23 protein-coding genes are annotated in these 22,614 nt (G+C 33.5%); 2 read left to right on the top strand and 21 right to left on the bottom strand.

Annotation, left to right across the window (positions count from 1 at the left end; all coding sequences use genetic code 11):
• Positions 1–13: 13 nt before the first annotated feature.
• From upp to ACA31_RS06780, 18 genes are all read right to left on the bottom strand, one after another.
• On the bottom strand, positions 14–643 hold the full coding sequence (upp, locus tag ACA31_RS06865) for a uracil phosphoribosyltransferase (protein WP_002507072.1): 630 nt from the start codon (positions 641–643) through the stop codon (positions 14–16).
• An 18-nt stretch (positions 644–661) separates the two neighbouring features.
• A complete protein-coding gene (gene glyA / locus ACA31_RS06860) occupies positions 662–1,900 on the bottom strand; it encodes a serine hydroxymethyltransferase (RefSeq protein WP_057512605.1) in 1,239 nt (412 codons plus the stop codon).
• A 23-nt stretch (positions 1,901–1,923) separates the two neighbouring features.
• On the bottom strand, positions 1,924–2,448 hold the full coding sequence (locus ACA31_RS06855; protein WP_057512604.1) for a TIGR01440 family protein: 525 nt from the start codon (positions 2,446–2,448) through the stop codon (positions 1,924–1,926).
• Positions 2,449–2,597: 149 nt separating this feature from the next.
• A complete protein-coding gene (locus tag ACA31_RS06850) occupies positions 2,598–3,020 on the bottom strand; it encodes a low molecular weight protein arginine phosphatase (RefSeq protein WP_057512603.1) in 423 nt (140 codons plus the stop codon).
• The gene (locus tag ACA31_RS06845) at positions 3,017–4,060 is read right to left on the bottom strand and encodes an L-threonylcarbamoyladenylate synthase (protein ID WP_057512602.1); all 1,044 of its coding nucleotides are present in this window, start codon (positions 4,058–4,060) and stop codon (positions 3,017–3,019) included. The genes ACA31_RS06850 and ACA31_RS06845 overlap by 4 nt, the downstream gene beginning before the upstream one ends.
• Before the next feature lie 93 nt (positions 4,061–4,153).
• Positions 4,154–4,990: a peptide chain release factor N(5)-glutamine methyltransferase gene (prmC, locus tag ACA31_RS06840; RefSeq protein ID WP_057512601.1), complete on the bottom strand. Its 837-nt coding sequence runs from the start codon at positions 4,988–4,990 to the stop codon at positions 4,154–4,156.
• A complete protein-coding gene (gene prfA, locus ACA31_RS06835) occupies positions 4,977–6,053 on the bottom strand; it encodes a peptide chain release factor 1 (RefSeq protein WP_057512600.1) in 1,077 nt (358 codons plus the stop codon). Before prfA ends, prmC begins: the two co-directional genes overlap by 14 nt.
• Entirely contained in the window at positions 6,053–6,652 is a 600-nt protein-coding gene (locus tag ACA31_RS06830) for a thymidine kinase (protein ID WP_057512599.1), read from the bottom strand. Before ACA31_RS06830 ends, prfA begins: the two co-directional genes overlap by 1 nt.
• A 205-nt stretch (positions 6,653–6,857) precedes the next feature.
• The gene (locus ACA31_RS06825) at positions 6,858–7,115 is read right to left on the bottom strand and encodes a type B 50S ribosomal protein L31 (protein WP_057512598.1); all 258 of its coding nucleotides are present in this window, start codon (positions 7,113–7,115) and stop codon (positions 6,858–6,860) included.
• Between the two features lie 142 nt (positions 7,116–7,257).
• Complete coding sequence (gene rho, locus ACA31_RS06820) at positions 7,258–8,574, bottom strand: transcription termination factor Rho (protein ID WP_057512597.1); 1,317 nt, start codon at positions 8,572–8,574, stop codon at positions 7,258–7,260.
• A gap of 182 nt (positions 8,575–8,756) precedes the next feature.
• The gene (locus tag ACA31_RS06815; protein ID WP_057512596.1) at positions 8,757–10,184 is read right to left on the bottom strand and encodes an aldehyde dehydrogenase family protein; all 1,428 of its coding nucleotides are present in this window, start codon (positions 10,182–10,184) and stop codon (positions 8,757–8,759) included.
• Positions 10,185–10,477: 293 nt separating this feature from the next.
• On the bottom strand, positions 10,478–10,801 hold the full coding sequence (locus ACA31_RS06810; RefSeq protein WP_057512595.1) for a winged helix-turn-helix transcriptional regulator: 324 nt from the start codon (positions 10,799–10,801) through the stop codon (positions 10,478–10,480).
• 86 nt (positions 10,802–10,887) lie between these two features.
• Entirely contained in the window at positions 10,888–12,147 is a 1,260-nt protein-coding gene (locus ACA31_RS06805) for a UDP-N-acetylglucosamine 1-carboxyvinyltransferase (protein ID WP_057512594.1), read from the bottom strand.
• Between the two features lie 317 nt (positions 12,148–12,464).
• Positions 12,465–13,325: a class IIb fructose-bisphosphate aldolase FdaB gene (gene fdaB / locus ACA31_RS06800; protein ID WP_057512593.1), complete on the bottom strand. Its 861-nt coding sequence runs from the start codon at positions 13,323–13,325 to the stop codon at positions 12,465–12,467.
• A gap of 357 nt (positions 13,326–13,682) precedes the next feature.
• Complete coding sequence (locus ACA31_RS06795; RefSeq protein WP_057512592.1) at positions 13,683–15,293, bottom strand: CTP synthase; 1,611 nt, start codon at positions 15,291–15,293, stop codon at positions 13,683–13,685.
• 336 nt (positions 15,294–15,629) lie between these two features.
• A complete protein-coding gene (gene rpoE, locus ACA31_RS06790; protein ID WP_057512591.1) occupies positions 15,630–16,160 on the bottom strand; it encodes a DNA-directed RNA polymerase subunit delta in 531 nt (176 codons plus the stop codon).
• Between the two features lie 109 nt (positions 16,161–16,269).
• Positions 16,270–17,130: a GNAT family N-acetyltransferase gene (locus ACA31_RS06785; protein WP_057512590.1), complete on the bottom strand. Its 861-nt coding sequence runs from the start codon at positions 17,128–17,130 to the stop codon at positions 16,270–16,272.
• Between the two features lie 69 nt (positions 17,131–17,199).
• Complete coding sequence (locus ACA31_RS06780; protein WP_057512589.1) at positions 17,200–17,577, bottom strand: VOC family protein; 378 nt, start codon at positions 17,575–17,577, stop codon at positions 17,200–17,202.
• A 93-nt stretch (positions 17,578–17,670) separates the two neighbouring features.
• Here ACA31_RS06780 and coaW point away from each other — a divergent pair, with 93 nt between their 5' ends.
• Complete coding sequence (coaW, locus tag ACA31_RS06775) at positions 17,671–18,468, top strand: type II pantothenate kinase (protein ID WP_057512588.1); 798 nt, start codon at positions 17,671–17,673, stop codon at positions 18,466–18,468.
• A gap of 171 nt (positions 18,469–18,639) precedes the next feature.
• Here coaW and ACA31_RS06770 read toward each other — a convergent pair whose 3' ends face one another.
• The 3 genes from ACA31_RS06770 to ACA31_RS06760 all read right to left on the bottom strand — a co-directional run bounded on the left by ACA31_RS06770 (position 18,640) and on the right by ACA31_RS06760 (position 21,805).
• Positions 18,640–19,305, bottom strand: a complete 666-nt coding sequence (locus ACA31_RS06770) for a DUF2750 domain-containing protein (RefSeq protein WP_057512587.1) — start codon at positions 19,303–19,305, stop codon at positions 18,640–18,642.
• Positions 19,306–19,430: 125 nt separating this feature from the next.
• Positions 19,431–20,624 carry an L-aspartate--L-methionine ligase LdmS gene (ldmS, locus tag ACA31_RS06765; RefSeq protein ID WP_057512586.1) on the bottom strand — a complete coding sequence of 398 codons (1,194 nt, stop codon included), beginning with the start codon at positions 20,622–20,624 and terminating at the stop codon, positions 19,431–19,433.
• Positions 20,621–21,805: a M20 family metallopeptidase gene (locus ACA31_RS06760; protein ID WP_057512585.1), complete on the bottom strand. Its 1,185-nt coding sequence runs from the start codon at positions 21,803–21,805 to the stop codon at positions 20,621–20,623. The genes ldmS and ACA31_RS06760 overlap by 4 nt, the downstream gene beginning before the upstream one ends.
• A 275-nt stretch (positions 21,806–22,080) precedes the next feature.
• Here ACA31_RS06760 and ACA31_RS06755 point away from each other — a divergent pair, with 275 nt between their 5' ends.
• Complete coding sequence (locus tag ACA31_RS06755) at positions 22,081–22,551, top strand: S-ribosylhomocysteine lyase (RefSeq protein ID WP_057512584.1); 471 nt, start codon at positions 22,081–22,083, stop codon at positions 22,549–22,551.
• Positions 22,552–22,614 lie beyond the last annotated feature (63 nt).

Here is a 22,614-nt window from a genome sequence, read left to right as displayed (position 1 = left end):
CTCCTGGGTAAAACTATTTTGTTCCGAATAAACGGTCTCCAGCATCACCTAAACCAGGTGTAATATATGCATGATCATCTAATTTTTCATCTAATGCAGCTATGAAAATATCTACATCCTCATGTGCTTCTTGTAATTTTTCTACACCTTCAGGTGCAGCAACTAAGCACATAAAACGAATATTTTTCGCACCACGTTTTTTAAGAGAATTAATTGCTTCAATTGCTGAAGCACCAGTCGCTAACATTGGATCTACGACTACAATTTCTCTTTCTTCGATATCTTGTGGTAATTTCACAAAATATTCAACTGCATCAAGTGTTTCAGGATCTCTATATAGACCCACATGACCTATTCTCGCTGCTGGTACTAAGTTTAAAATACCTTGTGTCATACCTAAGCCAGCTCTTAAAATTGGTACAAATGCTAATTTTTTACCCGTTAATCTTTTAGCTACCATTTTAGTTACCGGTGTGTCTATTTCTACGTCTTGTAATTCTAAATCTCTTGTTACTTCGTAGGCCATTAACATACCTACTTCATCTACTAATTCTCTGAATTCTTTAGTCCCTGTATGTACGTCTCGAATGTAACTTAATTTGTGTTGAATAAGTGGGTGATCAAAAACATGTACTTTGCCCATAATTTACTTCCTCCAATTTTAATTATATAAAGGATGTTTTGTAGTTAATGCTTTAACTCTTTCTTTTCCTTCTTCTAATACTTTTTCATCTTCTGGATTTCTTAAAACTAAACTGATGATTTTTGCAACTTCTTCAAAAGCAGCTTCATCAAATCCACGTGTTGTTGCAGCAGGTGTACCTAAACGAACACCACTTGTTACAAATGGTTTTTCTTGATCGAATGGAATTGTATTTTTGTTACATGTAATACCTACAGCATCTAATGTTTCTTCAGCTACTTTACCTGTAATACCTACTGAGCCTTTAACATCTAAGGATACTAAATGATTATCTGTGCCGCCTGAAACGACTCTATAGCCTTCTTTAGTTAAAGTATCTGCTAATGTTTTAGCATTATTAATTACTTGTTGCTGATATGTTTTGAAGTCGTCTTGTAGTGCTTCACCAAAAGCAACTGCTTTCCCAGCAATAACGTGTTCCAACGGTCCGCCTTGAATACCAGGGAAGATTTTTTTATCAATTTGCTTTTTGTACTCTTCTTTACATAAAATCATTCCACCACGAGGACCGCGTAATGTTTTATGTGTCGTAGTAGTTACAAAATCTGCATATTCAACAGGGTTTTGATGTAAACCAACTGCAACTAAACCTGCAATATGCGCCATATCTACCATTAATTTTGCCCCTACTTCATCTGCAATTTCTTTGAATCGTTTAAAATCAATAGTTCGAGAATAAGCAGATGCACCTGCGACAATTAATTTAGGTTTATTTTCTTTAGCTACTCTTAACACTTCATCATAATCAATTTGTTCATTTTCTTTGTCTACGCCATACTCAACAAAGTTATAAAATTGTCCACTAAAGTTAACTGGTGAACCGTGTGTTAAGTGACCACCATGGCTTAAATTCATACCTAATACAGTATCACCGTGTTCTAATGCGACTAGATAAACAGCCATATTTGCTTGTGACCCAGAGTGAGGCTGTACGTTAACGTGTTCAGCACCAAAAAGTTGTTTGGCACGTTCGATAGCTAATGTTTCAGACACATCCACGTATTCACATCCACCATAGTATCTTCTGTTTGGATAGCCTTCAGCATATTTGTTCGTTAATACTGAACCTTGCGCTTCCATAACTGCTTCTGAAACAAAGTTCTCCGAAGCAATTAGCTCGATATTGTTATTTTGACGGTTAAATTCATTTTGAATCACTTCATATATTTCTTTATCTTGCTCTTGAATAAATGACATAGGTAAATCCCCCTCGTTCTGTATTAGTTATATTTTGCTCTTTCGCCACCAATTTTCTTAGGTCTTGAAGAAGCGATTGTAACAACTGCCTCACCAATCTGTTTAATACTTGTACGTTCTGGGATGGCTACATGCGCAATATGCATGCCAATTAATGTTTGACCAATATCAATACCTTTTGGCACTGTTATTTGTTCAACGACCATTGGATCTTGCATATGTTGGTAAGCGAAAGTTGCTAAGCTACCACCTGCATGAACATCTGGTATAACAGACACTTCTTCCATCGTAAGGGGATTGAACTTAGACCTTTCAATCGTTATTGCCCTGTTAATATGTTCACAGCCTTGAAACACAAAAGAAACATTTGTGTCATTCTCAATTTGCTTTAATGCTTCAAATATTTCTTGTGCTACATCCATAGAACCTACACTACCTATACGCTCACCAATTACTTCAGATGTAGAACAACCAATCACACATAATTCATCTGCTTTAAAGAAAGATTTAGTCTTTAACTCATTTAACAATAACTTTAGATCTTCCATTCTCCCACCCCTTTTAAAATAACGATTTTAAAAAAGTATTTAAACACCTTGATGCTATGAGACATACAAGATTAGACGATAGCAATTTTGCTATACGTATATTATTATAACGTATTTAGCTACTCACTCATACTAATTTAACAAAATTATTACTTTAATATTTTATTTTTTAAAGTATCTATCAACAGATTTAATTTATTATATATTTTATTATAATCATATAAAGTTCCGCCGTATGGATCAGTGATTTCTCCCTCTCGTTGAACATATTCAGTGATAGTAAAAACTTTTTTTGTTTCTCCATATGTTTGTCGTATAGTTTCTTTGTGGGATTGTGACATTGTTAATATTAAATCTGCATTTAAATCCTCAACTGTAAAACGTTTAGCATTATTCGGTAAGGGTAAATGGTGTTTATTTATAATGCTCATTGTATTTTGAGACGTAGGCTGACCATCTTGAGCAAAAACACCTCGTGATTCTATGATATATCCTGGCATTTTTGCTTTGGCAATACTTTCAGCCATTGGACTTCTACACGTATTACCAGTACAAACAAAGATTATTCTCATAGTTGATCTCCTTTAACAATGGTTTGGCTTGCAGCTTTCATCATTCTATTCATAATCGCTATGGTATGATCGTTGATTTCAAATCCATAAATAAATGCTGTTTTAATTCGTTCATCTTGGTCAATATGATGCAATATTTTATAAAGGTTATGATTCGCACCTTTAATATCATTCTCATTTTTACATAATTCTATAAAAATGGACCCCTCTGGCACAAAATCCCGCTTATCACTTGGAACGATAAATGCTGTTTGACTCCAATCTTTTTCTGCTGAAGGCTTTACATTGAATACTTGAACAATTTGTAGCGGTGTATCTGGCGCATAATGTTTATATTTCATTCCTGGTGCGATTGGTTTATCGTTATCCAAAGTCTTAGCTGCAGAAACACTATGAGGTAGCACCGCTTCAATCATCGGTTTCGTTATTGAACCAGGTCTAGCAATTCTAAATGGAAACTGTGTACAATCTAATACAGTACTTTCCAATCCTTCTTCACTTTGATCACCGTTCACCATGCCATCAATACGACCTTTTAAATCTGAATAAACGTGTTCAAATGTAGTAGGCGAAGGTCTACCGCTTAAATTTGCGCTCGGTGCCGCTATTGGTATATCTACGAATCGTAAAATTTGTCTACCGATTGAATGGCTTGGCATTCTAACAGCAATTGAAGATAAACCACCACTTACACTTTCACATAAATATCCTTTTTTAAGCGGTAATATAAAAGAAATTGGTCCAGGCCAAAAATGTTTCATCAATAATTTAATTTCGTCTGTTATATCATGTGTAAAATGCTCTATTTGTTTTAAGTCATGTATGTGCACAATCAACGGGTTATCTGAAGGTCTACCTTTTGCTTCATATATCTTTTTGATTGCTTCAGCATTTCTCGCGTCTGCACCAAGACCATATACTGTTTCTGTTGGTATTGCAATCAAGCCTCCTTGTTCGAAGATGTGCTTGATTTCATTTATATCCGGAAATTGATTGATTTCATTTTTATACTGTCGTAAATCCCAAATCTTCGTTTCCATTCAGTCCCGCCCTTTCTTCTCGTTATTCATTTTAGAATAAAATAAAAAGTTATGCACTCTCATGATTTACCATGTTCAGTACATAACTTCTTATCACCACTCGAAAGAAATAATTCTATCGTTATTATTAATATCTTTTATAATTTGAACATCTAATGAAGGATATTTAGATTGTATTTTTTGTTTCAATGTTTGACCTTGTTTATAACCAATTTCAAAAACGACCTTTGCATGCGGCAGAAGTACTTTTGGTAATTGATTTAATATTGCATCATAAACCTTATACCCATTGTCTTCTGCAAACAATGCAGAATGTGGTTCATATTTCAATACTGTGTCATCCATCAGTACAGCTTCACTATCATCAATATAAGGCGGGTTAGAAATTAAGCCATTCACTTTTATATCTTGTTCTATTAAAGGTTCTAACGCATCACCCTGCAAAAAGTTAATATCTACTTGATGGTTAAGCGCATTTTCTTGCGCTACAGCTAATACGGTATCATATAAATCTGTAGCATAGACAGTTAATGAACGATTCATCTTTTTGAGTGTAATGGGAATATTGCCACTACCTGTACCAATATCAACAATTATATCATCCGAATGAATCTCATTATAAAAGTGTAACATGACTTCCTCAGTTTCAGGTCTAGGTATTAAACAATCTTTTGTCACCTTGAATGTTTCACCATAAAATGATTGGCTTCCAACAATGTATTGAATCGGTTCACCTTTTAACATTCTAATTTCAGCGTCGTTAAATAATTTTAAATGTATATCCGACATTACCTCATCCTTATGCATCAAATAATCCGCTTTACTCCATTGCAATAAATCTAACATTAACCATTCTGCTCGAATAGTTTCAATGTCTAGTTCAATGCATTTTGTTTTTGCATTAGTCAGTCGTGTTTTATAATTCACCATTATTAAGTTCTTTCAATTTATCAGTTTGTTCAGCTAATGTTAATGCATCTATCACTTCGTCTAATTTCCCTTCCATTACTTGATCTAACTTCTGAATCGTTAAACCAATACGGTGGTCAGTCACTCGGCTTTGAGGATAATTATATGTTCTAATACGCTCCGAACGATCACCGGAACCTACTGCTGATTTACGTTGGGCTGCATATTTTTGTTGTTCTTCTTGTAATTTCATATCAAATAAACGTGCTTTCAAAACCTTCATAGCTTTTTCACGGTTTTGAATTTGCGATTTTTCTGAAGACGTCGCAATGATTCCAGTCGGAATATGTGTAATTCGTACAGCTGAATCCGTAGTATTGACATGTTGTCCACCTGCGCCACTTGAACGGTAAGTATCTACTTTAATATCTTCGTTACGCACTTCAATTTCTACATCTTCAACTTCTGGTAGTACTGCGACAGTAGCAGTTGATGTATGGATACGTCCGCCAGATTCGGTCTCAGGTACGCGTTGTACACGGTGGGCGCCATTTTCATATTTCAACTTACTATATGCACCTGATCCTGAAATTGAAAAACTGATTTCTTTATAACCACCATGGTCACTTTCAGCCGCTTCTACGATTTCTATTTTATAGCGTTGTGCTTCAGCATATTTAGAATACATTCTAAATAAATTTCCTGCAAAAATTGCAGCTTCATCTCCACCAGCAGCAGCACGTATTTCTACGATAACGTCTTTTTCATCGTTAGGATCTTTAGGGATAAGTAAAACTTTAAGGTTCTCTTCTAGTGTAGGAACTTGATTGTTAAGTGATTGGTACTCTTCTTTTAACATCTCAATTTCATCACTATCTTTTGTTTCTTTCAACATTTCTTCTATTTCAACAATGTCTTCTTTAACTTGTTTATAATTGCGATATACTTCTACAGTTTTTTGTAAATCTGATTGTTCTTTTGAATATTTTCTTAAGTTATCTGGATCACTTACTACATCTGGATCACTTAACAATTCATTTAATTGTTCATATCTTTCTTCTACAATATCTAATTGATCAAACACTACATTTCCTCCTTCATATTATTACTTGGTGCAACAATATGATGCGCTCTGCATCTTGGTTCGTAACTTTCATTTGCACCAACTAATATAACTGGATCATCTATTTTTGCTGGGTTACCATCAATCAACCTTTGTGTGCGGCTTGAAGATGCGCCACAAACAGCACAAACAGCTTGTAGTTTAGTCACTTCTTCACTTACTGCTAGTAGGTGTGGAATAGGTTCAAACGGTTCCCCTCGGAAATCCATATCTAATCCCGCTGTAATGACTCTATGGCCTTTTTTAGCTAATTGTTCAACAATATTAACTACACTTTCTTCAAAAAACTGCACTTCATCGATGCCTATAACATCTGTATCTGACAAATCGTGCTTAAGTATCTCAGCCGCTGTTGAAATATTAATTGCTTCAATAGCATTGCCATTATGAGAAACAATCTTATCTTTATGATAGCGGTCATCTATAGCCGGTTTAAATACAACTACTTTTTGCTTAGCATAAAGGCCTCGTCTTAATCGACGAATTAACTCTTCAGATTTACCACTAAACATGCTTCCAGTAATACATTCAATCCAGCCGGAATGATAAGTTTCATACATTATGCGTTCCACCTTTTTCAAAACATAATCGATTCATTATAGCATATTTTTTTAATTGAAATATGCTATTTCTTCAAGATATTGAGTTATTTTATGTATAAAAATTATTAAAATTGTAATGTTCTCAATTAGGCACTTATATTTATAAAACGCTAACTAAAACAAAAAAGCATTCTCATATAATGAGAATGCCTTATAACAACGATTACTCGTCGCTTGATTTGATTCCGAATTTTTTGTTGAAACGTTCCACACGGCCATCCGCAGCAGCGAATTTTTGGCGTCCTGTGTAGAATGGATGTGAATCAGATGAAATGTCTAAACGAATAACTGGGTATTCGTTACCATCTTCCCACTCCATAGTCTCTTTTGAAGATTTTGTTGAACCACTTAGGAATTTAAAATCCGTAGTCGTATCTAAAAAGATTACATTGTGATATTCAGGATGAATATTTTTTCTCATTATTTTCAGCTCCTTTGCCCTGAACCATCTGGAACAGAGTTGTTTGTGAGTTTTACCCAATACTTGATAATTATAATTGCTTTAAAACCAAAACGCAACCCTAAATCATATATTAACCTGATCAGCCTTCGCTAATTTTAACTTAAATAATTGGTTTGCCTGTTTTAGTGCTTTCTTTAGCAGCCTTTTGTAATTGCTCAAAAAATTCTTTGTTATTTTCTGTACGTTTTAATTTACGTACAAATCTTTCTGTAAAATCAGTTGAATCAGTAAACATATTACGTAATTGCCATAATGATTCTAAATCTTTTGGAGAAACAAGTAATTCTTCTTTACGCGTTGAACTACGACCGATATCAATAGCTGGAAATACACGGCGCTCTGCCAATTTACGGTCTAGATGTAATTCCATGTTACCTGTACCTTTAAATTCTTCGTAAATCATATCGTCCATACGTGACCCCGTATCAACTAAAGCTGTAGCTAATATCGTCATGCTGCCACCAGCTTCAATATTTCTAGCAGCACCGAAAAATGCTTTTGGCTTGTGTAATGATGCAGGATCTAAACCACCGGACAATGTACGTCCACTTGGTGGTATGACAAGGTTGTATGCACGAGCTAACCTTGTAATTGAATCCATTAATATAATGACATCTTTCCCTACTTCAACGAGTCTTTTTGCACGTTCCAATAAAAGCTCTGCAACTTTAACATGGTGTTGTGGTGGCTCATCAAATGTAGAGTGCACAACTTCAGCAGATTCAACAGAGCGTTCAATATCTGTTACTTCTTCTGGACGTTCTCCGACTAATAACACAAATAATTCTGCATCTGGTTTGTTGATAGCTATAGCGTTAGCAATCTCTTTTAATAAAGACGTTTTACCGGCTTTTGGTGGTGCAACAATAAGTCCACGTTGGCCCAAACCAATTGGCGTAATTAAATCCATAATACGAGTCGAAAAATTTTGTTTCGTTGTTTCTAATACGATTCGCTCTTCAGGATATAATGGTGTTAACGCTTGAAAGTGAGGTCTTTTTTTAACTTCTTCTGCATTCTCATCGTTTACAAAATCAACTTGTAGCAAACCATAATACTTTTCATTATCTTTTGGTTTTCTTACTTTACCAGTAACTTTATCGCCGCGTTTAATTTCAAAACGACGTATTTGGCTGGCAGAGATATAAATATCTTTTTCACCTTTTGAATAATTAACTGTTCTGAGGAAACCATAACCATCTTGTTGGATGTCATCTAATACACCCTCCATATAATAATTACCGTCTTTTTCCATTTGTGCTTCCATAATTGCAAGAACAAGTTCTTTTTTATTAAGTTTACTATAATTTGTTAGTTTTAGAGATTTTGCTTTTTGAGTGAGATCTTTTGTAGTGTAATTTTTGTATAATTCGTGGAACGATTCATACTGAGGTGATGTTCGTACTTTATCAGGCATTATCTTGCACCCATTTCATAAATAAGTTTTTAAATAACGCAACGTACTACGCTACTTACTTTTATAACTATAGCAAATTTCTTATTTAATTACAAAATGTATTTCAGTTTTCATAAATTATAAAAGCAAGACAGTTAAACTGCCTTGCTTCATTTAAATTATTTAATTACTGCTAAATTTTATTATTTATAATAGCCAGCGATAGACTTAACTTCTAGGAATTCTTCGATACCATAGTCGCCCCATTCGCGTCCAATACCAGATTGTTTATAACCACCAAATGGTAAGTCTGGTTTGCGACCAGCTTCATTAATTTCTACTGTACCAGCTTCAATTGAACGTGCTACTTTTTGTAACGTATCTTTATCATTACCGTAAACATATCCAGCTAAGCCATATTTAGTATCGTTTGCAATTTTAATTGCTTCATCTAAATCATTATAAGTGATAATTGACATTACTGGGCCAAAAATTTCTTCTTGCGCGATTGTCATACTATTATCAACGTTATTAAATATTGTTGGGCGTGCAAAGAAACCTTTTTCTATACCTTCAGGTTTGCCAGGTCCCCCATAAAGTAATTCTGCACCTTCTTCAATACCTTTATCAATATATGATTGTACTTGGTCAAATTGTTTTTTACTTATGATTGGACCAACTTGAGTGCCCTCTTCGCGTGGGTCACCAACTTTAACTTGGCTGAATTTTTCTTTTACAGCTGTTAAAAATTCTTCTTTTAGATTTGCTGGTACTAATGTTCTTGTACCTGCTGTACAAACTTGACCAGTGTTGTTAACAACTTTACCAGTTGCTGCACTTGCTGCACCATCAATATCTGAGTCATCTAAAATAATATATGGTGATTTACCACCTAATTCAAGTGATACTTTTTTGAAGTCTTCAGCTGCTTTTTTCATAATGCTTGAACCCGTTGGGCCAGAGCCAGTGAATGACATCATTCTTACTTTCGGATGTTCACTTAATGGATTACCTACACCTTGTCCATCACCATTCACTAAGTTAAACACACCTTTTGGCACGCCTACTTTATCAAAAATCTCAGCCAAAATAATTGCGGCAAATGGCGTTTCTTCAGATGGTTTTAATACGACTGGACTACCTGCTGCAAAAGCGGCAGACAATTTCAATGAAGTTTGGTTTGTTGGGAAATTCCAAGGTGTGATTAAGCCAGAAACACCAATTGCTTCCTTCACAACTAAATCATCACCACGACGTTCTTCAAATTCAAAATTATCTAATGCATCACGTGCTGCTTCAAAGTGATCTAGTCCCATTTGATAATGTACATTTTCAGATACTGATAAAGGCGCACCTAATTCATCTGTAATTGCATCTACGAGATCATCTTTTCTATTTTTATATTCTTGTACTATTTTATCTAATAATGTTGTTCTTTCTTCTATCGAGCTGTGTCTAAATTCTAGATAAACATTTTCTGCAGCGTCTACTGCTTTATCAACATCTTCTTTATTACCTTTCGCAATTGTACCTGCTACTTCTTCTGTTGCTGGATTAATAACTTCTAGTGTTTCTCCACTATTACTTTCAATCCATTCTCCGTTAATATATTGTTTAGTGAAATTTCTCATCTATAATTCACTCCCTAATTTGTATTGATAATTACATTCTAACCGAGATTCTATATTTTTAAACATTAATGCTCACTCTATATGACTACAAACGTTGTTATTAAACGTTTTCTAATCGTTTTTCATTAATGAATAAAATTGATAAAATACTTCCATCTCGCATATTATAAGTTACACAATGCATGTTTTGTATTTTTTTGAGATAAAAAAAGAGAAGAAGTCTATGACATAGACTTCTTCTCTTTTTATGCTTAAACATAACGTTTTAAAAAATTTATTCATAGGCTTTGATATTATTGATTTTCAAGTTCAATAAAATCTTGCGCCCACTTTTCCATTGGGACTAATGCTGCCGCTAGTGCGTCACCTTTATCTGTAAGTTGGTATAATATGTTCATCGGGCTTGTAGATACTATTTTTTTCTCTACAAGTCCCCATTCACTTAGGTCTGTTAATTTTATACTAAGTGCACGTGGTGTAATAGTTTTCAAGTCACGTTTCATATCCGAAAAATGAGCATATTTTTCTGGACACCTAGACAAATAATTAATAATAAGACCATTCCAACTTCTACCTACTATTTTAAAGGTTTCTTCAAGATAAGGGCAAACCTCCATGGTCATCACCTCATATCGTTTTTATTCTATAATCTGAGTTACAAAAAATATTTCAAGTTCCTAGTATATTAAGTATACCACATTTCCTAAATTTCTTCAGTCCAAATATCTGCACCTAATGATTTTAAGGTATTCACAATGTTAGTATAGCCACGATAAATATGTTTTACGTTGTAAATTGTGGTAACACCTTCTGCTAATAAACCAGCAACGATAAGAGATGCGCCTGCACGTAAGTCACTCGCATATACTTCTGCTCCTGTTAATTTAGATGGCTTAATAGTTGCTGTACCATCATCTGCATTGATGTTGGCACCCATGTTTTTTAATTCATCAACGTGTCTAAAACGCGCTGGGTATATTGTTTCAGTCACAAATGATACACCGTCTGCCATAAATAATAACGGCGTAATAGGTTGTTGTAAGTCTGTAGCAAATCCAGGATAAACTAAAGTCTTAATGTCGACGCTTGAATAAGGCGTACTACGTTTAATTTTGGCACTATCATCTCCAACTTGAATATCAGCGCCTAATTCTTTTAACTTTACAGTTAGTGGCTCAACATGTGTCGGGATAATATTATTAATTTGAATATCCTCACCACAAGCTGCAGCTATACACATATATGTACCAGCTTCTATTCTATCTGGAATGACCTGATGATGAGAACCATGAAGATGATCCACACCATTAATTTTAATCGTACTTGTACCTGCGCCTTTAATATCAGCACCTAAACCAATTAAATATGTTGCTACGTCTACAACTTCTGGTTCTTTAGCTGCGTTTTCAATGACCGTATGACCTTCAGCACGTACAGCTGCAAGCATAATATTAATTGTGGCACCAACACTCACAATATCTAAAAATATATTTGCGCCAGTTAATTTGTCAGCTTCAATTTTCATAGAAGTCTCACTAGATTCGTCAATCTTCGCGCCTAAAGCTTTAAAACCTTTGATATGTTGATCAATAGGTCTTGGTCCTAATGGACAACCTCCAGGTAAACCAATGACACATTTTTTAAATCTACCTAACATTGCACCCATCATATAATAAGAGGCACGTAAAGACTCGACTTTATTATTAGGTAATGGCGCATTTTCAATGTCAGTAGGATCAATCTTTAACGTCATACCATCTAATTCGGTTTTAATATTTAAATCACCTAATAAACTAACCAATGTTTCTACATCAGAAATTTCTGGAAGACCTTCAATTGTTACTTTGTCTTCAGCTAGGATTGCTGCAGGTATAATTGCTACTGCACTGTTTTTAGCACCGTGGATATCCACTTCGCCTTTCAGTGTTTGTCCACCTCTAATTTTTATCACTTCTTGAGCCATTCGCTTGTTCTCCTTTGACTTGCAATCATTATTTGCATTATAAATTACTTTTTCCAGTTTGCAAAGTACATCAGTCTACTAAAACTTTTTTCAAATTAAAATTAAGTGATGCAAGTTACATATAAATTATTTACTATAGTTTTTTAATTCCCATTATTTTATGTTTTAAATCATAATTATATATATTTTTTTTGAGATTTATGTAAATAGTTTGGATTTAATAATAACCTCTATACCAAACGATAGCAATTATAACATAAAAAAATGAGACTGGGACATAAATACATGTCCCAGTCTCATTTTTAATAAAGGTTAAATTATTTTGCTTGGTTAGATGTACCAAACTCTTTAATTTTACCAATAACTGTCGCTTTGATTGCTTCACGTGCTGGTCCTAAATATTTACGAGGATCATACACTTCTTGATCTTTGTCTAATGCTTCACGTACTGCTTTAGCAGAAGTGATTTGGTTTTCTGTGTTAACATTGATTTTCGCTGTTCCAAAAGGAATAGCTTTCTGAATATCTTTAGTTGGGATACCAGTACCACCATGTAATACTAACGGTAATCCTGTAGAAGCACCAATTTCTTCCATTTCTTTAAAGCCTAATTTAGGTTCACCTTTATACGGTCCATGTACTGAACCTAATGCTGGTGCTAATGTATCAATGCCTGTTCTTTCAACAAGTTCTTGACACTCTTTAGGATCTGCATAGATAACACCTTCAGCGATAATATCGTCTTCTTGTCCACCTACAGTACCTAATTCAGCTTCAACTGATACGCCATGTTCATGTGCATATTCAACCACTTTTGAAGTGATTTCAACATTGTCTTCAAATGAACCGTGAGAAGCATCAATCATTACTGATGTAAATCCAGCATCAATTGCTTCTTTACATTTTTCAAAGCTTGAACCGTGGTCTAAGTGGATTGCTACAGGGACAGTGATTTCTTTGTCATGCATTAATCCTTCAACCATTTTAACTACAGTGTAGAAACCACCCATATAGCGAGCAGCACCTTCAGATACGCCTAAAATAACTGGAGCATTTTCTTCTTGTGAAGCTTCTAAAATAGCTTGTGTAAATTCTAAGTTATTTAAATTGTATTGACCAACTGCGTAACCATTTTCTTTTGCGTCTATTAACATTTCTTTCATTGAAACTAAAGGCATGAAAGTTCCTCCTTGGTGCTTTAAGCACATATTTTTACAATCTAATTATATCAAAATTAGAAACCTTTTGCATTCTTCTAAACAATTGTAAGCGTTTTAAATCATTTTTTCTTTTTAAAACCTTTAAAATAGCTGTTTTTTTACTGATTATTGTAAATTTGTTATAGTTTACATCTATTTTTGCAGTAATTATAAAATCATTCAAAAATAGATAACATGAATTTTGAAACATTTATAAAAACTTCAATTATTATTTATGCATAATGCTATTTAACAATTAAGTGTTATAAAAAAGACGCATTGCTAACTGTAATCTTTAATTACTTAGCTAACATGCGTCATTTTTATTTTATGTTTTTATTTAGATTGTTTATTTTTTAAAGAAGCTTCAATAAACGCTTTGAAAATTGGCTGTGGACGGTTCGGTCTTGATAAGAATTCAGGATGGAATTGGCAAGCTATGAAGAAGTCATTTCCAGGAATTTCTACCATTTCAATTAAGCGACCATCAGGACTTGTGCCTGAGAATACCATACCGTTTGCTTCTAATTGTTCTCTATATTCATTGTTAAATTCATAACGGTGACGATGTCTTTCTTCAATGTTAGTTTCATTATATATTGAGTGTGCTAATGTGCCCTCTTTAATATGACAAGGATAAAGTCCTAAGCGTAATGTACCGCCTAGATCTTCAATATCTTTTTGTTCAGGTAGTAAATCAATGATTGGATAAGGCGTGTTTGGATCTAACTCTGCTGAGTGTGCACCTTCAAGGTTAAGTACATTTCTAGCAAATTCAACAGTTGCTAATTGCATGCCTAGACAAATACCAAAGTACGGCACGTTATTTTCACGTGCATATTTAATCGCAGAAATTTTCCCTTCACTTGCACGGAAGCCAAATCCACCTGGCACTAAAATGCCATCTACATCTGATAATATTTCTGAGACATTATCATCTGTCACTTCACTAGAATCAATCCATCTTACTTCAATATCTTTTTTATATGGATAACCTGCATGTTTTAATGATTCAACCACTGATAAATAAGCATCTTGTAGACTTACATATTTACCCACTAAGCCAATTGTCACTTTGCCATCTAAATTATTCACTGTGTCTAGTAAATATTGCCATTCATCTAAATGTGTTTCATATTTTGGATTTAGCTCTAAACGATCAATCACGATGTTTTCCATATCTTGTTTGCTTAACTGTAAAGGAATTTCATATAGTGATTCTGCATCACGACACTCTATTACACTTGCCTTGTCGATATCACAGAATAAAGCGATTTTATCTTTTAAATCTTGTGTTAATTCATATTCTGTACGAACCACAATCAAATCAGGCTGAATACCTAAACCGCGTAATTCTTTAACACTGTGTTGTGTTGGTTTCGTTTTCATTTCTCCTGCAGCTTTAATATAAGGTAATAATGTACAGTGTACATACATTACATTTTCGCGACCTAAGTCACTGCGAATTTGTCTAATAGCTTCAATAAATGGTAATGATTCTATATCCCCTGTTGTCCCACCGATTTCAGTGATAACAACGTCAGCATTTGTGCTTTCTCCTGCTAAAAGTAAACGTTCTTTAATTTCATTTGTGATATGAGGAATAACTTGTACTGTTCCTCCTAAATAATCACCACGACGTTCTTTTTTCAATACGTGAGAATACACTTTACCAGCTGTCACATTAGAATATTTATTTAAGTTAATATCGATAAATCGTTCATAGTGTCCTAAGTCTAAGTCTGTCTCTGCACCATCATCAGTAACAAAAACTTCACCATGTTGATATGGACTCATCGTACCAGGATCTACGTTTAAATATGGGTCGAATTTTTGGATTGTTACTTTTAATCCTCTATCTTTTAATAGTCGTCCTAAAGATGCTGCTGTGATACCTTTTCCTAATGAAGAAACAACTCCACCAGTTACAAAAATAAATTTTGTCATGTTCTGCCTCCTAGTTATTAAAACAGTTTTTTCAATCAATACCGATATTGACATCAAATTTTTAAACGCAATTTCTTAATTTTTTGTGTAATAGCGTGTTTTACATATTATAATTATCATTTATTATTTTCATATGTATAAATTGTTACTCTATGCAACTACCAAATTTCAAAGCACTTATAAAAATTTTTATAGTCATTTAAATAAAAAAATCGCTCCCTCTCACATCGTTGTAAGGGGGAGCGTATAATATTTATACACGTCGTCCTAATTAAAGGAGCCCGAATAAAATTTTATCATTTTCACGAGAAAAGTCAATTAAATCTCAAATAATTATTATTTAGTTTCTTCTTCGGCTTCTTCCTCTTCGTCGTCATCATCATCGAAGTCATCATCTTCATCTTCATCAATAACAATGCCTTCTTCTTCAACTTCTTCTTCTTTAGGTTCTTCAGGATCATTTAAAGTTTCTTGATCATCAGTTACAGCTGGGATGTCATCATCATCAGCAGCTTCATCTTCACCAAGTAATTTTAAGTTTTTATCTTCTTCTGCATCATCATCCAAAATATCGAATTTTTGAATCGTTGGCGCAATTTTTTCTTCAATATCGTCTACTGAATACCAATCGCGTAAACCCCAAATATTTTCTCCAACGTTTAAAAATCGACCGTCAGTATTTAAGTCTGTATAGAATTGTACAATTCTATTTTCTACTTCATTGTCTTCATAATGTCCAAGTGCTTTAAATTCATCGATGATATCGTATAAATTCATATTACTATTTTTTTCATTTAATAGCGTATAGGCCATATCGATAAATGATTTCTCATCAACCATTTCTTTTGTATAATCTTGAATTCTCATTATTTATTCTTCCTTTCAAAGGCATTTATCCAAATCGGTACTAAGTTCATCTTAAGTAATAATAACAAATGTAAATTATAAATGACAATTCGTGATTTCGCAATCTCTATTAATAATTTATATGCTTTTCAAATACTTTAAAATCATCCGCAGACTCAATTTCAACAAAATTACTATTGATACATAACGGTTTTAATTCATTATTCTCACCATATAGCGTAATTGTCAAAAGACTGACATCGTCAAAATATTTTCTAATATATGTTGAAAGTTGTCTCAAAGCACTTTCCGCAATACCATGATGCCTTTCTGATTTATTAACCTCTACAGAAGAAATATTCATACGTTGCTCATGTTTTTCTACTGCTATAAACCCTACTTTGTTTCCATCTTTATATAAGTCAATAATATGAATGTTAAAAGGCACATCTTCCGTATTTGGTTTTAACTTTAATGATGATACATGATTTGAATCTAAGTCTAAATAATATAATCTTTCTTTTCCTAGTGGTCCTTCTTCTTTCGTTGCAGTATGCATAAAACCGGCACGTTCATAAACATTCCAAGCACTCTCATTTTCTGCATCTACTACTAAATATAAGTGATTGAAATCTGGAAATAAAGATTGTACATATTGCGGAAGATACATCATCATTTTAGTGCCATAACCATAACCTTGAAAATTTTGGTTAACAGATAATGATCTAACATAAATCACTTGCTTTGGTGTATCGTACCCTTCATGTTGATAATACTGATGTAAAACAAAGAATCCTACAACTTCCCCTTTTTTATTCAATGCAATGTTTGCAATTCTATCTTTATCGTGCAATGCATCTTCTAATACTTCACTCGGTAAAGATGAATAAATTTGTTGGCGCTCATTCAATTTAAAATTATAAAGTGCATCTTTATATTTATCTTCATACACTTGAACTGTAATTCCTTCAAATTGTTTTTTAATAAACATATCTAATCCCCTATTTAAAAACTTAGTAATTATTTATTAATACCACTTTCTAACTAATTATAACCTATATTAAACAGTTTCGTTTAAAAAGCAATTCATGAGCCAATTCACGCCAAATTGATCTTTAACTTGACCATGTATTGCATTGAAAAATGTTTTTTGAAGCGGCATATGAGGGTCACCTGATTTACTCAAAGCTTCATACGCTTGTTGTTGCGCTTCTAAATCATCAAAGGTCAAAATAATATTAGTATTATCATTATGACATTCTTTTCCGTAGGTACTTGATATGTGTAATATCACTTTTGCATTCACATGCAATTCTACATGCAGTCGTCGTCCACTTGTTTCGTTTAATATTTTCACTTCTCCACTAAACGCATTTTTATAAATTTTTACAGCTTCATCAACGTCGTCTACTTTAATAAACGGGCTTAATTGCATCATAAAAGAACCCTCCTTTTAATTTCATATTTGATTTTCCCCAATTTTATTATAATATTAGTTATAATGTAATAATAAAATTGGGGGGAAATAGAAATGAAGATTGGCATTGATGCTGGTGGAACTCTAATTAAGATAGTTCAAGACAATAACGGAGAACGTGTATACACAACAAAATCAACTACTGAAATTGATGATGTTATCTCATGGTTAAATCAACAAGATTGTGAAAGCATTAGTTTAACTGGTGGACAAGCTGCAGTAATACAAGAACACTTAACTTGTCCTTCGCGTATTTTTGTCGAATTTGATGCGGCTGCAAAAGGGTTAAAAATACTTTTAGTAGAACAAGAGCACTTATTAGATGATTACATCTTCACTAACGTCGGTACTGGCACTTCATTACATTTTTCAGATGGTAATCATCAACAACGTGTAGGGGGCGTCGGTGCTGGTGGCGGAATGATTCAAGGACTTGGGTATTTATTAACTGGTATTAAAGATTATAAACAATTAACTGATACAGCCCAAAATGGAAATAGAGATATTATCGATTTGAAGGTTAAACATATTTATAAGGACAGCGAGCCACCTATTTCAGGTGACCTTACAGCAGCAAACTTTGGCCATGTCCTACATAATTTGGACTCCGATTTTACAGATGCTGATAAATTAGCCTCTGTTATAGGTGTTGTTGGGGAAGTTATTACCACAATGTCTATTACTGTTGCTAGAGAAAATAATACTGAAAATGTAGCTTATATTGGCTCATCTTTTCATAATAACGATCTATTAAAAAAAGTTGTTACAGATTACACAATACTTCGCGGGTTTAAACCTTATTATATTGAGCATGGTGCATTCTCCGGTGCATTAGGTGCAATTCATTTATGAATATGAAAAAGCAGTTTTCTACGTTTTTAGTAGAAAACTGCTTTTACTCTTAATTTAAACTATTCATGTTTCAAATTCCTATCTATATTTTCAAAACAACTCATCATAATTACCATTATTCAAATAATATAAAAACAAAATACTAGCGTAATGAAACGCATTTAGAAATAATTAAAATGTAAGTTGATTAATTACTTTTTGAGCAGATACAACTGTGCCTATGACACCTGATTTCAAGTCTATCGCTACAGCTTTATCATCATCTCGTAAGTCATCTAACCATTCGGCGAATACTTCACCTTCGATTTCGATAATTTCACATTCTTCAAAGTCTTCGTCCCTTACCTTCTCAGCTCTACTTTTAATGCTCCATACAGGCATAATTTGTGGTCTTTGATGTTCATCATCACTAATCAATATAAAATGCTTTTCTTTTTGATTAGATAAACCAAATACTGCATCCTCTTTAGCAACATCTTTTACGAATTCTTTCAAACGAATATTGTCTAAATCAGACATTAACTCATTTGCAATTTCTACAATATTAATTAATTCCCCATCCGTACTACCCGTAGGGTCAGTGAGTACTTCTTCGCCTTCTTCAAATAAGTTATCCATTTCGTATGTTACAAAACGGTCTATATCAATTTTCTTTACATTATCATAGTCGATATTAAGCTTCTTCAAAAAAGTTTCTGCTTTAGATTTTTCTGACCATGCACATACTACATTTTTTCCCAATACTTTATGTCTAATTAATTCTTTTGATTTTGTAGCTACGTAAAAGACTTCATTGACTAAAATTTCTTGAAAAAATGAATTTTGTTTATAAGACATCATAGCACCTTCAATTCATTTATAATATTTACCTATACTTAAAATATAAATGACTCTTATACTCTAGTCAATTAACGGCTAATGTAAGTCACTAGAGATATTCATTATATTTGTTAGTCGTTGTTCTATTTTGCTTCTAAATCTTTTAAAAATTGCTGCTCCATTTTTTCCACACATGCTTTATTTTCCCCATGCCATATGCAACCAAACCTTGATTTAACAACTTCTTTATCGAACCAATCTCCATCATAATAAGATAATGGTAATAATACACCTTTATTAACATACTTCATAATTGTGTTAAAAAATTTTGAATTATCAACATGTGACAAATAACTATAAAATTTATGATAACCTTCTTGAAGAAACGGTTCTAGCAACAACATACTTGTTGAACCATTCTGTCTAAAATTCAAATCTATAGCGTAAATGCCACCATTGCTATCTAACAATAGATCAAAACCAGCTATTCCAAAATAACCTTTCGATACACCGACTTCCATAATCTCTTTACCCGCTTGAATTACAGCATCAGGTACATCTTGTACATTTTCGTTTCCATTATAATATCCATATTCATTGGTTAACTGTTCAGAAGTACCAATATAACGCACGCCAGTATACTTTGAATATGCATATTGAACACAATAATTTGCAATTGCTTCTACTTTTTGTTCGATGATTATCGTATCGGTTTCGCTTTTAGCATTTTCAATTCGCAACTTTGCTTGTTCTAAATCATCATCATTATAACAAATCATCACACCATACCCACCCGCTGTTGGCAGGTCATCTCCAGGTTTCAATACAAATGGATACTCCCATTTTGCTACAGCTTCTACGAAATTATCTATATCAACAACTTCTCTAGTAGGTAGATATTTATGATTTGTCCATTCTGGTATACGTGCTTTATTATTTAAAGCTACGAAAACATCTTTATCCAACGCATAATACTTTTTATCCAAAATATCTTCACCATGAATGTACTGAAAGTAAACTTTTTTATAATCATGCGCCAAATCTTGTATTAATTGTTCATAGCTGCTTTGATCTTGAAACTTAAGAATATTTGTAGGCATAGGTTTACCAATTGCTTCAAATAGCATTTTTAATTTATCAGTTACGCTTGCTTCATGTACGATTACAGGCATCTCATTAGCAATAATCAGCTCTCTACCAGTCAAAAAATTAGATTGATGTACTTCGGGTTCCAACCACGGGTTTGATATATAAGATGGTCTAGAAGTATAAACAATATGTGAATCATAAAGATCACTAAGTGTTAATGTAGGTCTTAGAGAACTTTGATTTGTCATTTTTTGTGCCCCTTTGTATATTGATATTGTTCGATAATTTCTTCAAACAATGGTTTATTTTCTATGAGTTCTTGCCCCATTAAAGCGAGAATTTTTGCACCTCTAATTAATGCTTGATCGCCATGAGTACTACCAGCTGCTTCACGAAAACGATGTGTATGACCAACTAAATTTCGTGAACCAATTTTGATATGAGGATGAATCGTTGGTATACAATGACTGACATTACCGGTATCCGTAGATCCATATCCAAAATCATCATCTATAACTGCTTCACCCATTTCAGTAGCATATTTCGCAAATAAATCATCTAATTTAGAAGTTTTAATAAATTCATTGACTCCATTTTGTATTGGTCCAAATTCAAAGTCACAATCTGTTTGTATCGCTGCGCCTTTAGCTATCTGTCCAACACGTTCAGTTAAAACATCGAGCTCTTGTCGCGACGTAGCTCTCGTATAAAAACGAGCATGTGTAAAATCAGGTATAATATTCGCTGCTTTACCACCGTCAAGTATCACACCATGCACACGTTGGCGTCTTTTGATATGTTGTCTTAATTGCGCTACCCCATTGAAATAAGAAATCATCGCATCTAAAGCATTTTTTGCTTCATCTGCATTTTCAGATGCATGCGTACTTTTACCATAAAATTTTATATCTAAAACATCGACAGCTAATGTATCAATCGTTCTATATGTCTCATTTCCAGGGTGAACCATGAGCGCAACATCCAACTCATCTATGACACCTGCTTTAACGTATGTCGCTTTAGCACTACCGTTTTCACCACCTTCTTCTGCTGGACAACCTAAGACGATAATTTTACCACCAATTTTATCAATAACTTGTTTCAATGCAATACCCGCTAATACACTCGCAGTACCTATAATATTGTGGCCACAAGCATGTCCTAAGCCTGGCAAAGCATCGTATTCTGCTAAAAATCCGATTGTGGGTCCTTCTATACCTGAGTCATATCGTGCAATAAATCCTGTTGCATGTCCTGCTATATCTGTTTCTACATCAAAATCGTGCGCTATTAAATCTTCGATTAAAGTTCTCGAAGCAAAAATCTCTTCATTACCTAATTCTGGTCTTTGATGTATCTGATGACTCATTTCTAAGTATTTATGATTTTCATTTTCTATATAATCTAAAATAATTTGTCTTTTCTCCATCGTTTGCACTCTACCTCCTGAATTACCACATCATTGTCAACTTCCAAACTCTATGCATTAAGTAATTTTATAGATAACACCACATATCATGCTTAATAATTATATCGTGTTTAATTATTATTTATTCTATCGGGTTTGTCGTATTCTGTCATTCCTTTTCTGAATTTTAAAATAAATTATCATTTACCACTTTATATTTATACCCGTTTCAGAAATTGTAAATACATTGCGGTCTTGTTACAATTAACTTACTTAAAATATTAGGAGGATATGACATGCCAAAAATGAACGTTGAAAGCTTCAATTTAGATCATACAATAGTATCTGCACCATTTGTCAGACTAGCTGGCAAAATGGAGGGGGCTAACGGTGATGTTATTCATAAATATGATATCCGTTTCAAACAACCAAACAAAAAGCATATGGAGATGCCTGGTTTACACTCTCTAGAACATTTAATGGCCGAGAATATTAGAAATCATTCAGATAAAGTAGTTGATATTAGCCCAATGGGTTGTCAAACTGGCTTCTATGTCTCATTCATCAATCATGATGATTATGATGATGTCTTAAACATCATCGAACAAACAATCAATGATGTATTAAATGCTACAGAAGTACCTGCTTGTAATGAAGTACAATGTGGCTGGGCAGCAAGTCATTCTCTTGAAGGTGCCAAAGAAATTGCGCAAACTTTCTTAGATAAAAAATCAGTATGGAAAGATATATACGGAGAAAACAAATAATACGAATCTATAAATAAGCTTAAGGTGACAGTGACATCATTTAAATCCCTAACTTAATTATAT

The organism is Staphylococcus sp. NAM3COL9 (assembly GCF_001431205.1).
Taxonomy (GTDB): domain Bacteria; phylum Bacillota; class Bacilli; order Staphylococcales; family Staphylococcaceae; genus Staphylococcus.
The sequence above is the reverse complement of the archived record's forward strand: the minus strand, read 5'-3'. Positions and strand labels throughout refer to the sequence as shown.